At 76.4% G+C, this 14,705-nt stretch carries 14 protein-coding genes; 9 read left to right on the top strand and 5 right to left on the bottom strand.

From position 1 onward, the window contains the following. Positions 1-37: 37 nt before the first annotated feature. Both ABWU78_RS16755 and ABWU78_RS16750 read left to right on the top strand, forming a co-directional pair. Entirely contained in the window at positions 38-466 is a 429-nt protein-coding gene (locus ABWU78_RS16755) for a VOC family protein (RefSeq protein WP_253054628.1), read from the top strand. Between the two features lie 210 nt (positions 467-676). Continuing rightward, complete coding sequence (locus tag ABWU78_RS16750; RefSeq protein ID WP_253054626.1) at positions 677-841, top strand: hypothetical protein; 165 nt, start codon at positions 677-679, stop codon at positions 839-841. A 176-nt stretch (positions 842-1,017) separates the two neighbouring features. On the opposite strand, the gene ABWU78_RS16745 is transcribed toward ABWU78_RS16750, so the two are convergent. The 3 genes from ABWU78_RS16745 to ABWU78_RS16735 form a co-directional block, all read right to left on the bottom strand. Then, positions 1,018-1,839: a uracil-DNA glycosylase gene (locus ABWU78_RS16745; protein ID WP_439159010.1), complete on the bottom strand. Its 822-nt coding sequence runs from the start codon at positions 1,837-1,839 to the stop codon at positions 1,018-1,020. A gap of 113 nt (positions 1,840-1,952) precedes the next feature. Continuing rightward, positions 1,953-3,428, bottom strand: coding sequence for a multidrug effflux MFS transporter (locus ABWU78_RS16740; RefSeq protein ID WP_253054622.1), 1,476 nt, complete (start codon positions 3,426-3,428; stop codon positions 1,953-1,955). Between the two features lie 78 nt (positions 3,429-3,506). Further along, positions 3,507-6,179, bottom strand: a complete 2,673-nt coding sequence (locus tag ABWU78_RS16735; protein ID WP_253054620.1) for a tetratricopeptide repeat protein — start codon at positions 6,177-6,179, stop codon at positions 3,507-3,509. 218 nt (positions 6,180-6,397) lie between these two features. Here ABWU78_RS16735 and ABWU78_RS16730 point away from each other — a divergent pair, with 218 nt between their 5' ends. Together ABWU78_RS16730 and ABWU78_RS16725 are read left to right on the top strand one after the other, a co-directional pair. Next, a complete protein-coding gene (locus tag ABWU78_RS16730; RefSeq protein ID WP_253054618.1) occupies positions 6,398-7,171 on the top strand; it encodes a DUF1266 domain-containing protein in 774 nt (257 codons plus the stop codon). A gap of 116 nt (positions 7,172-7,287) precedes the next feature. Then, positions 7,288-7,428 carry a hypothetical protein gene (locus ABWU78_RS16725; RefSeq protein WP_253054616.1) on the top strand — a complete coding sequence of 47 codons (141 nt, stop codon included), beginning with the start codon at positions 7,288-7,290 and terminating at the stop codon, positions 7,426-7,428. A gap of 103 nt (positions 7,429-7,531) precedes the next feature. On the opposite strand, the gene ABWU78_RS16720 is transcribed toward ABWU78_RS16725, so the two are convergent. Continuing rightward, the gene (locus tag ABWU78_RS16720; protein WP_439159009.1) at positions 7,532-8,317 is read right to left on the bottom strand and encodes an LLM class F420-dependent oxidoreductase; all 786 of its coding nucleotides are present in this window, start codon (positions 8,315-8,317) and stop codon (positions 7,532-7,534) included. Positions 8,318-8,435: 118 nt separating this feature from the next. Between ABWU78_RS16720 and ABWU78_RS16715 the strand changes: the two genes are divergently transcribed. From ABWU78_RS16715 to ABWU78_RS16705, 3 genes are read left to right on the top strand one after another with little or no spacing between them, the layout of a single operon-like run. Continuing rightward, positions 8,436-9,125, top strand: coding sequence for an LmeA family phospholipid-binding protein (locus ABWU78_RS16715; protein WP_439159008.1), 690 nt, complete (start codon positions 8,436-8,438; stop codon positions 9,123-9,125). A 22-nt stretch (positions 9,126-9,147) separates the two neighbouring features. After that, a complete protein-coding gene (locus ABWU78_RS16710; protein WP_253054610.1) occupies positions 9,148-10,317 on the top strand; it encodes a DNA glycosylase AlkZ-like family protein in 1,170 nt (389 codons plus the stop codon). Positions 10,318-10,367: 50 nt separating this feature from the next. After that, entirely contained in the window at positions 10,368-11,003 is a 636-nt protein-coding gene (locus tag ABWU78_RS16705; protein WP_439159007.1) for a hypothetical protein, read from the top strand. Between the two features lie 10 nt (positions 11,004-11,013). Here ABWU78_RS16705 and ABWU78_RS16700 read toward each other — a convergent pair whose 3' ends face one another. Then, positions 11,014-11,898 carry a CPBP family intramembrane glutamic endopeptidase gene (locus tag ABWU78_RS16700; protein ID WP_439159006.1) on the bottom strand — a complete coding sequence of 295 codons (885 nt, stop codon included), beginning with the start codon at positions 11,896-11,898 and terminating at the stop codon, positions 11,014-11,016. Between the two features lie 191 nt (positions 11,899-12,089). Here ABWU78_RS16700 and ABWU78_RS16695 point away from each other — a divergent pair, with 191 nt between their 5' ends. Then, the gene (locus ABWU78_RS16695; RefSeq protein WP_439159005.1) at positions 12,090-13,385 is read left to right on the top strand and encodes an FAD-binding protein; all 1,296 of its coding nucleotides are present in this window, start codon (positions 12,090-12,092) and stop codon (positions 13,383-13,385) included. Positions 13,386-13,718: 333 nt separating this feature from the next. Continuing rightward, entirely contained in the window at positions 13,719-14,663 is a 945-nt protein-coding gene (locus ABWU78_RS16690) for an ABC transporter substrate-binding protein (RefSeq protein ID WP_439159004.1), read from the top strand. The last annotated feature ends 42 nt before the right edge of the window (positions 14,664-14,705 follow it).

Genomic DNA, 14,705 nt, shown 5'->3' with positions numbered 1-14,705 from the left:
CACGCGGCTGCCCGCCCCGACCAGGAGGAGAAGATCCGTGCGCATCACGAGCTGGTACCCGGTGATCATGACCGGGGACGTCGCGGCGACCGCGGCGTTCTACGTCGAGCACCTCGACCTCCGGCCGCTCTTCACGAGCGACTGGTACGTGCACCTGCAGTCCGTGCACGACGACGCGGTGAACCTCGCCGTGCTGGACGGCGACCACGAGACGATCCCCGAGAGCGGGCGGGGGAGGGCGAGCGGCCTCCTGCTCAACCTGGAGGTCGAGGACGTCGACGCCGTCCACGACCGGTTCGTCGCGGCGGGCCTGCCGATCCTCCGTTCGCTGCGCGACGAGGCGTTCGGCCAGCGGCACTTCATCACGGCCGACCCGAACGGCGTCCTCCTCGACGTCATCACGCCGATCCCGCCGACGGGGGAGTTCGTGGAGCAGTACGAGGAGTCCGCGCTCCCGACGGCGTAGCGGACCGGGTGGGCGGCGCCCGGTGTCACGCCCCCCGCCCCGCGTAGCGCACCGGACGGGCGGGGCGCCGGGTGTCACGAACCCGGGCCGCGTCCGTCCCTCCTACGGGGGCAGGGCGACGGCCGACCGCGGTCGTCGCGCGTCATCGCCGGGACCGTCGCGACCGCGACGGGGTGGACCGCCGCCCGGTGCCGTCGAAGGAGAGCAGCAATGTCAGCAGCATCGTCCCCGCTCGAGCGCGAGCTGCGGCGCATGGAGGTCATCGCGCGCCGCGAGCAGCTCCGGCTCGTGGGCCGCGTCCTGCCGCGCGTGGCCGAGCGCCGTCGCTGGGCGGACGCCCCGCGCCGTCAGTCCCCGACGACCGCGGCCCGGTAGACGGCCCGGCGCCGACCCCACGGGCCGCCGCGACTCCGCCGACGCGCTCCGTCGGGCGCACGTGGGGCGTACGCCGGTCGAGCGTCGCACCGCGGCCGAGCGCTGCGTCTGCGGCCGAGCGCTGCACGTCCGGGTGGGTCCCTCGTCCCGGAGCGCATCTCTCGGAACGCGGGCGCTCAGCCCGGTGCGCCCCGGCCGGCGAGGTCGCGCGCCCGCAGGAGCACGTCGTCGAGCATCTGCGGCGTGAGGCGTCCGGTGAACGTGTTCTGCTGGCTCACGTGGAAGCACCCCAGGAGGGTGAGGGTCGGCGCGAGAGCCGCCTGCCCGGCGTCGGGCACGGCGCTCGCGGGGCGTCCCGCCGCGTCGCCGACCGCCGCGGGGGCCCGACGGCGCAGCGTCACCTCCGCGCCGTGCGCGAACCGCGGTCGGGGCCGGGGGACGTCCCAGCCCTGCTCCGCGAGCGTGGACAGCAGCGCCTGCCAGCCGAAGCCGCCGAGCACGACCGCGACGCGCACGGTCGCACCGAGCAGCTCGACCTCGCGCGCGAGGTACGGCCCGCACCGTCGGCGTTCCTCGGGCGTCGGCTTGTTGTCGGGCGGGGCGCACCGCACCGGGGCGGTGACGCGGATCCCCGTGAGGCGCAGCCCGTCGTCGGCGGACACGGACGTCGCCTGGTTGGCCAGACCCGTGCGGTGCATGGACGCGAACAGGAAGTCGCCGCTGCGGTCGCCCGTGAACATGCGGCCCGTGCGGTTGGCCCCGTGCGCGGCGGGCGCGAGCCCGACGACGAGGATCCCCGCGCGCTCGTCGCCGAACCCGGGCACGGGGCGGGCCCAGTAGTCCTCGTCCCGGAACGACGCCCGCTTGACGTCGGCGACGTGCTCGCGCCACGCGACGAGCCGCGGGCACGCGCGGCACTCGACGAGGTGGTCGTCGAGCGCCGCGAGCGACGGCGCGGCCCGTGCGGCGAGCGGGTACTCGGGGTCGTCGGGCGTCACCCGCCCATTCTCCGCGCCGAGCACGGGGTTGCTGTCGTCATCCGGTGGATCACGACAGCAACCTCGTGGTCGACGGCGCGTGGGGTCGTTCTCGGCGGGGAGAGCCCGCCGGGTCAGGCGCCGCGGTCGGCGAGCACCGTGGCCTCGGCGAGCGCCGCGGCGTCGTCGGGGACGCCGACGGCGGCCTCGCGCTCGGTCTGGTCGACGACGCCCGCGGCACGGGGTCCGCCGGCCTCCTCGTCGGCCGTGGTCGTGCTGCCGACCTCCGCCGCGTCCCGGGTGCCGAGGGCGTCCGCCGCCTCGTCCGGGACGGGCGCGCCGAACGTGTGCCGCAGGCCGAGCAGGACCGCGCCGGCGATGACGACGACGCCGAACATCACCGCGGCCATCGTCACGGGCGGCGACCCGCCGAGCAGCCCGGTCACCGGCGCGATGATCGCCCCGACGCCGAACTGGAAGGCCCCGATGAGCGCGGCGGCGCTCCCGGCGCGGTGCGCGTTGCGCTCGAGCGCGATGGCGGGGACGGACGGCATGACGAAGCCCGCGGTGCCGAGCGTGAGGACGATGAGCGGGACGAGCCACGCGAGCCCGCCGCCGGCGAGCGCCGCGACGAGCAGCCCGCCCGAGAGGACGAAGCCCGCGGCGACCGCGCCTTGGAGGATGCGCTCGGGCGCCACGCGGCCCACGAGCGCGCCGTTGATCTGGCTGCCGGCGGTCACGGACACCGCGCCGACGCCGAACACGATCGCGTACTGCTGGGCGGACATGCCGAAGAAGTCCTGGAACACGAACGTCGACGCGGAGATGTAGGTGAACATCGCGGCCATGTAGAAGCCCGCGATGAGCGCGAGCCCGATGAACGACCAGTCGGTGAGGAGCGAGCCGTAGGAGCGCAGGGCGGCGACGGTCCCGCCCGAGCGGCGGCGGTCCGCGGGCAGGGTCTCGCGCAGGCGGAGCAGCACGAGCACGAACAGCACCGCGCCGACCACGGCCAGCGCGACGAACATGCCGCGCCATGAGCCGAGCCGCAGGAACTGCGCGCCGATCGTCGGCGCGAGGATGGGTGCCACGCCCACGACCAGCATGAGGCGCGCGATGACCTTGCCGATCTGGTAGCCCTCGAACGAGTCGCGCACGATCGCCATGGAGAGCACCATCCCGGCGGCCGCGGCGAGGCCCTGGACGAACCGCAGGCCGGTGAGCGCGGCGACGGACCCGGCGAACACGATGCCCGCGGACGCGGCGACGTACACCGCGAGGGACACGAGCAGGGGTGCGCGACGGCCGATCGCGTCGGAGACCGACCCGATGAGGAGCTGGCCGAGCGCGAGCCCCGCGAGGGTCGCGGTGAGCGTGAGCTGGACACGGGACTCGGTGGTGCCGAGCTCGTCGACGATGCGCGGGAAGGCGGAGAGGTAGAGGTCGATCGTCAGCGGACCGATCGCGGTGAGCGCGGAGAGCAGCAGGACGAGCCCCGCGCTGATGCGCCCGGGTCGGGCGGGAGCGGGGGGGCTCGTGGAAGGTCCGGTGCCCGGCTGGGCGGCGACGGGCGCGGTCGGCGCCGGGGTCGCGGGTGGGGTGGAGGCCATGACAGGGGCAACCGCGGGCGGGGCGCCACATGTTCCCGGACGCCGTACGCGATCGCATGCTGAGACGGCGGACGAGCGTCAGGCGCGGCCGGGCGCCTCGCGGGCGCGGTCGGCGGCGTCGGACCCGCCTGCGCGCCCGGCGGCCGCGAGCCCGCGCCGCGCACGGGCGTCCTCGGCGGCGTCGTCGAGCTCGACGGCGAGCGCGCGGGCCGCGTCGTGCAGGTCCGCCGCGCGGCGGGCGTCGCCCGCGGCGAGCACGGCCTCCCCGAGCGCGTTGAGCGCCTCCGTCTCGACGAGTCGTGCGCGGACGCGTCGCGCCAGCTCGACCGCAGCCTCGCCCGCCGCGACCGCCTCCGCGACGGAGCCCGCGGCGAGCAGCGCGGTCGCGAGGGCGCTGCGGGCCTCGGCCTCGGCGTCGGGGTCCCCGAGCGCGACGGCGGCCCGCACCGCGGCGCGCAGCTCCGTGACGCCGCCTCCGGTCTCGCCGGAGCCCGCGAGGAGCCGCCCCACGTGCACCCGGGCGCGCGTCGCGAGGCCCGCGTCGCCGAGCGACGTCGCGCTCGCGAGCGCGTCGCGGTGCTGCGCGAGCGCGCGGTCGACGCTGCCCTCGGCCTCGGAGAGGATCGCGGCGTTGCTCGACACGATGGCGACGTTGAGGACGTCGCCCACGCGACGCGACAGCGCGAGCGCCCGCTCGTAGCCGGCACGCGCGTCGTCGTGCCGCCCGAGGATCCGGTGCACGTCCGCGAGGTTCCCGACGGCGCGGCCTTCGCTGACCGGGTCGCCCGCGGTCCGCGCCCCGGCGGCGGCGTCGTGGTACGCGGTCTCCGCCTCGTCGAAGCGACCGAGCCGCTTGTACACGTTGCCGATGCGGTTGAGCGTCTGGCCGGGGCGTGGGTCGTCGCCGCGCTCGAGCGAGCGGACGAGCTGGGCGAGCGCCTCGTCGTACCGGCCGAGCCGTTCGAGCGCGCGCCCGAGGTCGCGCCCGGCCTGGGACCGCCCGGACGCCCGCCCGTGCTCGACCGCCGCCGTGTGCACCGCGACCGCGTCGTCCCAGTGCCCCGCCGAGTCGAGGTACGGCGCGAGCAGGGCGGAGAGGTCGGTCACCGGGTCGGCGAGCTCGTGCTCCGCGGCGAGCGTCGACGTCGCGACGAGCAGGTCCCGGTGGGCGTCGAGCCACGCGAGCGCGACGTCGGTCGTGCGCGCCGCCGCCGCGCCCCCCGACCCGGCCGAGTCGGATCCGGCCGCCCCTGGCCCGGTCGCGCCCGGCCCGGCCGTGCGCCCGGGGGCGTCGTGGTGGGGCGCCGCCGCATGCACGGCGGGCCGGGCGTCGTCGAGCAGCCGGGCGGCGAGCCGCCCGACGGCGGTGGCCCGCGCGGAGAACGGGTCGTCGGACCGGGCGAGGTCGGCGGCGAGCGTGCGGACGGCGTCGGGCACGACGACCTCGCCGCGCGGCCTGTGCGTGACGAGGTGCGCACGCCCCAGCGCGGCGAGCGCGTCGCGGCTCTCGCTCGTCGAGACGCCGAGGAGCACGGCGACCCAGGCGGCGTCGAGCGGCACCGGGACGAGGGCGAGGAGGCGCAGGGCGCGGGCGTGGTCGGCGGGAAGGTCGCGGTGCGCCGCGGCGAGCGCCGGGTGGAGGACCGGCCCGGGCAGGTCCTCCACGCGCCGGGCGTGGTCGGCGAGCGACCAGCCGGGCCGCGCACGGACGTCGTCGGCGGTGCGCACCAGCGCGGCGGGGAGGCCCCCGCACGCACGGACCAGCCGGGTCGAGGCCTCCGGCTCGGCGGCCACGCGGTCCGCGCCGACGACCGACCCGAGGAGCGCGATCGCGTCGTCCTCGCGGAGCGGGTCCAGGGTCGTGCCGACCGCGGCGGGCAGGTCGAGCACGCGGTGCGCCGTGGCCACGACGCGCGCCGTGGCCGGCAGGTGCGCGACGACGTCCGCGGCCTGGGCGGCGTCGGTCGCGTCGTCGAGGACGACGGTCGTGCGGCGCCCAGCGAGCGCGGCCGCGAGGGCCGCGGCGAGCGCGGGGAGATCGCGCGCCTGTGCGTCGGGCGGCGGCGCGCCGAGCGCCTGGAGCAGCGCGTCGAGCACGACGGCGGCCGACGGCGTCGCACCGCCCGGTTCCCCGTGGAGGTCGACCCGCACGACCACGTCCGCCGGGACCTCGCGCGCGACGGCGAGCGCGACGCTCGTCGTCCCCGTCCCGGCGAGACCCGTGACGGTCACGACGCGCGGCGCGGCGTTGCCGGGCGCGTCCTCGTCCGGTGGCTCCGCGAGCACCGCGACCAGCCGGGCGACCTCGCCGTCCCGGCCGACGAGCGGACGGTCGGGCGCGACCGGCCCTCGTCGCACGGTCGGCGCCGCGCCGTGCGGTCGGTCGGCGGCGCGCGGCCCGGTGCGCGCCGCCGCGTCCACGGCGGTGCCCTGCGCGGAGGCCGCCCGCGCGGCCGTCCGGTACGCCGCACGCCAGCCTGCGGGCCGTGCGTCGCCGAGGGCCTGCGCGACGTCGGCGAGGAGGTCGACGTCGAGCCGGGAGCGACCCTCCCGGAAGACGTCGTAGACGGTCACGCGGCCGGGTCGCGCCTCCGCGGCGGGCACGCCCCGCGCGGTGCGGAGCGCGCCGACGCGCCGCGCGATCTCCGTGTACGAGGGGTCGCCGGCCCAGGAGCGCAGCGCCCGTAGGCGGGTCGCGAGCTCGTCCACCGACCCGGCGCCCACGGGGGACGGCGGCGGGTCGAGGGGCACCGCGCCAGGCTAGCGACGGCCACCGACCGGCGCCCGACGTGACCGCGCCGCGGAGGTGCCGGGCGCGGACGGCGGCCGGGTGAAGAACGCGCCCGCGCCGTTCGGGATCGTTCGGGGCGCGTGCCCCGGGGACCGCCCGGCGGCCACGCTGCCCGGAGGCCGCGACGACCGCGGCGCGACGGACCGCGTCGGTGGCGCGGGGAGACGAAGGAGCGACGGTGGGCCTGTTCGACAAGCTCAAGGACATGTTCTCGGGGACCGCGGACCTGTACGCGAAGGAGGACGCTCCCGCGCTCACACCGGCGCAGCAGCGCGGGCTCGCGCTCGGCGCGGTCTACGCCGTCGAGGGCGTGCTGCCCATCAACGCGCTGACCGTGGAGGCGGACGCCCGCACGGCCGCGAAGCCGCTCGCGGCGGGGTGGGACGTGCGGGGCGCGGACGACGTCGAGCGCACGTACGAGTTCCTGCTCACCCAGGGACACCGCGGCTACTACGCGATCGCGATGCCCAAGGTCGAGGAGCTGTACTCGGGCCGGCTGAGCCGCCGCGACGCGAAGGGTGCGGCCGAGCAGCACGCCGCCCAGGCGCGGCAGGAGGCGACGGCGCGCGGGCTCGACCCCGAGCGCGCGGTCGCGTTCTACCAGGGCTGGAGCGCGTCGGCGCAGGTGGGCGGGCACGGCGAGCTCACCGACCCGCTGCCGCCGTCGATCGCGGCGTGGGACGCGGCGCGGGTGGTGCACGTCAGCCGCCTCGCGGTCGACGCCGGGTTCGTCTCGCCCGAGCGGGCGTGGGCGGCGATCGAGGAGGCCGTCGTGATGTCGCGCCCCGCGTACGCGTCGTGGGAGCAGTTCGGCGACGGGTTCCTCGCCGGGCGCGCGTTCTGGTCGGCGGGCAACCGCACCCCGATCGACCAGGACCTGCCCGACTTCAAGCGCGCGGTGCGACGACTCCTGGACACCGAGTCGTCTCCGTGGCGGACACTGTCGTACTGACGGTGCCGGCCCGCTGCCCGGCGACCGGGCAGCGGGCGGCGCGCTCGACGGCCCGGGACGCACGGGCCGGTCGGGCGGTCCGTGGAGCCGAAGGATCGAACGAGGGAGGGCGGACGGTGCACCGGTCGCCGTGGTGGTGGCGCGCAGGACTCCTGCTCGTCGTGGTCGGCGTCGGCGTGGCGGTCGTGGTCGCCGACGACGGTCTGCGCTCCGAGGTCCACGCCGCGTTGTCGAACCTCGCGCGGGCGCTGTTCTGACGGACGCCCCGCCCCGTCGAGCACGACGACACGCGCCGTCGAGCACGACCTTGTTGTCGCCAGGGGCGTCAGAACGACAGCGAGGTCGTGCTCGGCGCGGGGGTCACCCCTGGGCGTCGCGCCAGGCGACCCACTCCCGCACGAGCGACAGGTCGTAGTCCGGCCCGCTCGTGCCGACCGTGAACAGCGTCGCGCCCGCGGCGACGAGCGCGTCCGCGGACTCCGACGGCGGCCGGGAGACGCCGACCGAGCGCTCGACGAGCGCGGCGGTGTCGCGGCCGACGGCCTCGCCGTGCTCGTCGAGGATCGCGCTCTTGCGTGCGAGCGTGTCCGCGTCGCCGAACGAGTGCCACACGTCCGCGTGCTCCGCGACGACGCGCAGGGTCTTGCGCTCGCCGCCGCCACCGACGAGGACGGGGATGTCGCGCGTGGGCGCCGGGTTCGACGCCGCCCAGCGGGCCTTGATGCGCGGCAGCGCCGCGGCGAGGTCGGCGATGCGCCCGCCCGCGGTGCCGAACTCGTACCCGAACCGGTCGTAGTCCTTCTCGAACCAGCCCGCCCCGATCCCGAGGATCAGACGACCGCCGCTGATGTGGTCGACCGTCCGCGCCATGTCGGCCAGGAGGTCGGGGTTGCGGTAGCTGTTGCACGTGACGAGGGCGCCGATCTCGACGCGCGAGGTCTGCTCGGCCCACGCGCCGAGCATCGTCCAGCACTCGAAGTGCTTGCCGTCGGGGTCGCCGGTCAGGGGGAAGAAGTGGTCCCAGTTGAAGATGACGTCGACGCCGAGGTCCTCCGCGCGCAGCACGGCGTCGCGGACCTGGGCGTAGTCGGCGTGCTGCGGCTGGAGCTGGACGCCGATGCGGTACGGGTGCCGGGATGAGGTCATGCCGGGCAATCTACGTCCGGGTCGAGGACGACGACAGCCCGCGTCGAGCACGGGGTTGCTGTCGCCACGAGCGTCAGAACGACGGCAATGTCGTGGTCGGCGGACCTAGGGTGGGCGCATGAAGCGACTGGTGGGCCTGATCGTGACGCTCGTGGTGATCGTGGCGGTCGCCGTCGTGGCGGACCGGGTCGCGGTCCGCGCCGCGGAGCGCGGCGCGGTGACGGCGTTCGAGGACCAGGCCGACGACGTGACCGGGGCGCAGCTCGACATCACGGGCTTCCCGTTCCTCACGCAGCTCGCGCGCGGCGAGCTGACGCACGTCACGGGCTCTGCGGACACCGCGTCGTTCGGGGGCTACGCGATCTCCGACCTGCAGGTCGAGGCCGAGGGCGTGAGCACGTCGGAACCGCACCGGATCGCGTCCGGGACGGCGTCGGGCGTCATCGCCGTGGAGTCGCTGCAGCAGATCGTCGCGGAGCAGACCGGCCTGGACGTGGGACTCACCGCGGCCGACGACGTCCTGTCGCTCGCGTTCGACCTGCTGGGCGCGACGATCACGGTCGACGTGACGCCGCGCGTCTCCGGGCCGGCCGAGCTCGCGGTCGACGTCGTCGCGGTCCGCACGGGCCTCGGGACGGTGTCGGTCGACGACCTGCCGTCGGGGATCTCCCGCGCCCTGTCCGACCTGCGGGTCCCGCTCGACCTGCCCGACGGCGTCGCGCTCGACTCCGTGTCCGTCGTCGAGGGCGGGGTGCGCGTCGGGGTGACCGGGACCGACGTCGTCGCCGAGGACCTGGTGGCGTCGTGACCCGCGCGGCACGGGTGGCGCGGTGACCGAGGCGCCGGTCGACGAACGCCACGTGCGCGCGGCGCGCCTCGCCGCGCACCGCCTGCGGTCGCCCGACCTGCCCGACGTGCCGACCGCCGTCGGGCACCTGGTCGCGGTCCAGGGCCAGGAGTTCCACCCCGCGCTGTGGGGCCTCACGCGCCGGCTGCGACCCGAGGCCCGGCCCGGTGCGGCAGGTGCCGCGGCGGTCTGCGACCGCGGGGAGGTGGTGCGCACGCACGTGCTCCGCCCCACCTGGCACCTCGTCCGCTCCGACGACGCCCGCTGGCTCGTCGAGCTCAGCGCACCTCGGGTGCACCAGGCCAACGGGACGATGTACCGGCAGGTCGGGACGGCGGGCCACGCCGCCGAGACCGACCTCGTCGTCGCGGCCGTGCAGGAGCGGCCCCGGACGCGCCGCGAGCTCGCGGGACTGCTCGCCGCCCACGGTCGCCCCCTCGAAGGCATCGCGCTCGGCTACGTGCTCATGCAAGCCGAGCTCGACCGGCAGCTCGTCAGCGGGCCGCTCGACGGCAAGCAGCAGACCTACGCCGCGTTCGACGACCGCGTCCCCGCGGGCTACGGGCCGCTCGGCGAGCGGTTCGACCGCGACGCCGCGCTCGTCGAGCTGCTGCGGCGCTCCCTCGCGAGCCGCGCGTACGCGACGGTCAAGGACGTCGCGCAGTGGTCGGGCTTCACGCTCACCGAGGTGCGGCACGGGCTCGACCTGCTCGGGGCGGAGGTCGTGGCCGTGCCCGGCGCGGGCGCGCTGGAGGGCACGACCCTGTGGCGGCTCGCCGACGCCGACCCTCGCGTGGTCGATCCCGGCCCGTTCGTGGGCGCCCTCGCGCCCGACGGCGACCCGGACCGCCCGGTCGTCGACCTGCTGCAGAGCTACGACGAGCTCTTCACGTCCTACGGCGAGACGCGCAGGCTCGTCGTGGCGGAGGGCGTCGACCTGGGCGACCGGCTCGGGTCGTTCATCCACGGGCTCGCGGTCGACGGGGTGGTGGTCGGGCGGTGGCGCTGGGTCGTCGGGACGCGCGACGTCGTCGTCGAGCCGCAGTGGCGCCGCACGCCCACACGCGCGGAGACGGCGGCGTTCGACGAGCAGGTCGCCGCCGTCTCGGCCCACTGGGGGCGAACCGCTGACACGGCCCGCCGCGGCCGGTAGGGTGCGGGCACCCGCAGAGCGGCGGGTCACGCAGGGGACAGGGGGGAACGATGCGCGACACGGCGCGGGACGACAGGGCACGCCCGGACGGCACCGGGGACGACGGCGGACCGGGGCGGTCGACCCGCTGGCGGGCGCCGCTGGTCGGCGGGGCGCTCGTCGTCGCCGTGCTCGGGGTCGGGATCGCCGCGGCCCTGACCGGCCGCGCGGCGGGCACCGAGCCGAGCGACGCCGTCGGCGGTGCCCCGGCCGCGGAGGCCCCCGGGGACGACCCGGCGCTCGCCGCGGAGACCCCCGCGCCGGCACCGGTCGAGACGAACGGGGTGCAGCAGTGCGGCGCCGTCACCGGTACCGCGGGCACGCCGGTCCAGGTCCGGGGCGACGACGGCGAGCCGACCGAGCTCGGCGGTCTCGAGGGCTGGTGGAACAGCACGCCGGCGAGCGACGCCGGTGGGTGGCTCGACGTCGAGAAGTGGCCCCGTCAGGTGCTCGACCACCCCGCCACGGTCACGGTCGAGACGACGACCGGCACCGTCCTGGAGTCGTTCGACCGCCGGACCTGCACGGGCGTCGAGGACTGGACGGCGCCGGACCTGTCCGCGCTCCCGCCGTCGACCGTCGTCGTGCTCGACGCCGAGACGGGCGAGGTCCTGGCCGAGCACCCCGTCGAGCTCGTGACGCCCTGACCCGCACCGCTCAGGGGCGGGGCGGGCCGGGGCGCGTGACGAGGTGGATCAGCACCGACGTCAGGACGATCACCCCGACGTACACCGCCATCGCGACGGGCGACGTCACGGCGAGGACCGTCAGCGCGACGTTCCCCACGAGGTGCAGCACGACCGCCGCCGGCACCCCGCCCCGCAGGCGCTCGCTGACCAGCCAGTACGCGCTCGAGAGCGGGATCATGGCGAGCAGGAACAGCGCCGCCTCGACGCTCACGAGACCGAGGGACGACTGCCACGTCCCGGTGAGGGCGAACAGCGGCAGGTGCCAGACCGCCCACACCGCGCCGAGCACGACCGAGGTCGCGAGCGGCGACAGCCGACGCCGCAGGCGCGGCTGCGCGTAGCCGCGCCACCCGAACTCCTCCGACAGCGGCCCCGCGCACAGCGAGACGAGGGCGAACAGGAGCGGTCCGCCCGACCCGGCGACCGCCGCCGCCCCGGCCGACAGGTCCGCCGTCGGGCCGCCGAGGAACGGCACGACGAGCGCGGTCAGGACCGCGGGCGCGGCGCCGATCCCGACCGCGGCCGGGAGCCATCGGCCGGCCGCGCCCCAGCGCGCCGCGCGCGGGCTGCGGCGCCCCGCCGCGCGCAGCACGAGCGCCGCCAGCGTCGGGCCGAAGCCGCCGAGCGCGAAGAGCGCGAGCACGACGGGGTCGACGAGGTCGCCGCCGAGCAGCCAGGCGGCGCCCCACGACGCCCAGGACAGCCCGAACGCGAGCGCCCAGAACGCGGCGAGCCCGCCGCGGAGGGGCCGCTCGGGGCCGTCCGGGGACAGGGCGGAGCCGTCCGGGGACGCGGCGGGCGAGACGCGCCGGGACCGTGAGGCAGCGGGGAGAGGACGTGCGCTGGTCGTCATGTCTCGATCTCACCGCTTCGTCCCGTTCCGCGGACCCCGGGCCACCCCCGACCGAAGGTGGGGACAACCCCCCCGGTCCGGCTCGCCGACCACGGGCTTACCCGTCGTCGAGCACGACCTGGAGGTCGTTCCGGGCCCCAGAACGACGCTCATGTCGTGTTCGGCGGGGAGAGGGGTGGCAGGGTGGGGGCGTGACCGCGACGCCCGAACCCGCCCGGCCCGCGAACTGGGCGGGGAACCTCACCTATTCCTCGGCGGAGGTCGTGCACCCCGCGACGCCGGACGAGCTCGCCGACGTCGTGCGGCGCTCGCCGCGCGTCAAGGCGCTCGGGTCGCGACACTCGTTCGGGGACGTCGCGGACACGACCGGCACCCACGTCGTGCTCGACCGGTTCGACGACGGCCGCCCGCCCGTCGTGGTCGACCCCGCCACGGGCGTGGCGTCGGTCGCCGCGGGGCTGCGGTACGGCGACGTGACCCGGCAGGTGCAGGCCGCGGGCCGGGCGCTCGCGAACCTCGCGTCGCTCCCGCACATCTCCGTCGCGGGGTCGGTCGCGACGGCGACCCACGGCTCGGGCGACCGCGTCGGCTCGCTCGCGAGCGCCGTCGTCGGGCTGGAGCTGGTGACGGGCGACGGCGTGCGCCGGGCGCTGCGGCGCGGGGACCCGGACTTCGCCGGCGCGGTCGTCGCGCTCGGGGCGCTGGGCGTGGTGACCCGGGTGGAGCTCGAGACCGTCCCGACGTTCGACGTGCGCCAGGACGTGCACGTCGGACTGCCGTGGGACGCGGTGACCGCGCACTACGACGAGCTCACGGCGTCGGCGTACTCGGTGAGCCTCTTCACGGACTGGGGGCCCGACGGCGTGCAGCAGGTCTGGCGCAAGTCGCGCCTCGCGCCGGGGGAGACCGGGACCGCGCGTGCGGAGCTCTTCGGGGCGACGTCCGCCGCGACGACGCTGCACCCCCTCCCCGGCGTCGATCCCGTGCACTGCACGCGCCAGCTCGGTGAGCCCGGCCCGTGGAACGAGCGGCTGCCGCACTTCCGGCTCGACTTCACGCCGAGCAACGGCGCCGAGCTGCAGTCGGAGTACCTCGTGCCGCGCGCCCGCGCGCAGGAGGCGTTCGCCGCGATGCGCGACCTCGGCCCGCGCGTGACCCCGCTGCTCCAGGTGGGGGAGATCCGCACGGTCGCGGCCGACCCCGAGCCGCTGTGGCTGAGCCCGTTCGACGCCCCGGCGGTCGGCGTCCACCTCACGTGGAAGCCCCTGCCCGACGACGTCGCGCGCGTCCTGCCCGACGTCGAGGCCGCGCTCCTCCCGCTGGGCGCGCGCCCGCACTGGGGCAAGCTCTCGCACGCGCTCGTCCACGACCCGGGCTCGGTCGCGACGCTCTACCCCCGCTTCGACGACTTCGGCAGCCTCGTCCAGCGCCACGACCCGGAGGGCCGCTTCCTCGGCGGCTACGTCGAGCGCCTCCTGACATCCTGACCCCCGCCCCCCTCCCGCCCCCTTCCCGCCCCCGCCCCCTCCCGCCCCCGCCCCCACCCGCCGTCGAGCACGACATGAGGGTCGCTATGGGGAGATTGACGACCCTCATGTCGTGCTCGGCGGGGTGGTTCGTCACGGTTCGGCGTCGATGTCCCCGCCGGTTTGGTGAGTGGAGCGGTGCGGCCTCACACTCGTGCGCAGGTGCTGCGCACCGCCGGGTCCTCTGTTCCCCGTACGTTCCTCGGTCCTCCGGGCCGGGTGCCGACGTAACACGACGGAGACGATCGGTGTCTACGCTGCCCCTGCCCGGCCCCCACCCGATCGGAGAACACCATGCGTACGACCCTGCGCAAGCTCCCCCTCGGCCTCGTCGCGCTCACCGCGACGAGCGCCCTCCTGCTCACCGCGTGCACCGACGCGTCCCAGACCGGGACGGACGGCAGCACCGCAGGATCCGACGAGACGTCGTCCGCGCCGTCGTTCGACCCCTCGACGATCGAGGTCGACGAGGCGGCCGCCGCGCTGCTGCCCGAGGACGTCGCGTCCGCGGGGACGCTCGTCGTCGCCTCGAACACGGAGTACGCGCCCGCCGAGTTCATCGACGCGGACGGCACGACCCCGATCGGGTTCGACATCGACGTCATCAAGGCCGTCGGCGCGGCGCTCGGCCTCGACGTCGACGTCCAGTCGGCCGACTTCCCGGCGATCATCCCGGCGCTGGGCACCAAGTACGACGCCGGCATCTCCTCCTTCACGATCACGGAGGAGCGCATGCAGGAGGCCAACATGATCTCCTTCCTCAACGCGGGCTCCGCGTACGCGGTCGCGGCGGGCAACCCGGACGACGTCGACCCGGCGAGCCTGTGCGGCCTGACCGTCGCCGTCCAGACCGGCACCATCCAGGACGAGGACATCGCCGTGCAGAGCCAGGCGTGCACCGACGCGGGCGAGGAGAAGATCGACATCCTCCAGTACGAGTCGCAGTCCGACGCCACGACGAACGTCGCGGGCGGCAAGGCGCAGGTCCTCTACGCCGACTCGCCGGTCATCGGCTACGCGGTCGAGCAGACCGGGGGCCAGCTCGAGCAGCTCGGCGACGTGTTCGACAGCGCGCCGCAGGGCGTCGTCGTCGCGAAGGACGACACCGAGCTCGCCGCCGCGATCCAGGCGGCGCTGCAGTCGCTCATGGACAGCGGCCAGCTCGTCGAGATCCTCGGGGCGTGGGGCAGCGGCGACGCCGCGCTCGACACCGCGGAGATCAACCCGTCCGTCGGCTGACGGCCCCCGTTCTGCTCTCAGCTCATCCCCAGCCCAGTCTCC

Origin of the sequence: Cellulosimicrobium sp. CpK407, from assembly GCF_051844275.1 — a bacterium.
GTDB classification, from domain to species: Bacteria; Actinomycetota; Actinomycetes; order Actinomycetales; family Cellulomonadaceae; genus Cellulosimicrobium; species Cellulosimicrobium cellulans_G.
The sequence above is the reverse complement of the archived record's forward strand: the minus strand, read 5'-3'. Positions and strand labels throughout refer to the sequence as shown.

Coding starts and splice junctions, on each gene's coding strand:
- ABWU78_RS16750 (WP_253054626.1), top strand. CDS start 677: ATGTCAGCAGCATCGTCCCCGCTCGAGCGCGAGCTGCGGCGCATGGAG.
- ABWU78_RS16740 (WP_253054622.1), bottom strand. CDS start 3,428: ATGGCCTCCACCCCACCCGCGACCCCGGCGCCGACCGCGCCCGTCGCC.
- ABWU78_RS16720 (WP_439159009.1), bottom strand. CDS start 8,317: ATGACCTCATCCCGGCACCCGTACCGCATCGGCGTCCAGCTCCAGCCG.
- ABWU78_RS16715 (WP_439159008.1), top strand. CDS start 8,436: ATGAAGCGACTGGTGGGCCTGATCGTGACGCTCGTGGTGATCGTGGCG.
- ABWU78_RS16705 (WP_439159007.1), top strand. CDS start 10,368: ATGCGCGACACGGCGCGGGACGACAGGGCACGCCCGGACGGCACCGGG.
- ABWU78_RS16700 (WP_439159006.1), bottom strand. CDS start 11,898: ATGACGACCAGCGCACGTCCTCTCCCCGCTGCCTCACGGTCCCGGCGC.
- ABWU78_RS16690 (WP_439159004.1), top strand. CDS start 13,719: ATGCGTACGACCCTGCGCAAGCTCCCCCTCGGCCTCGTCGCGCTCACC.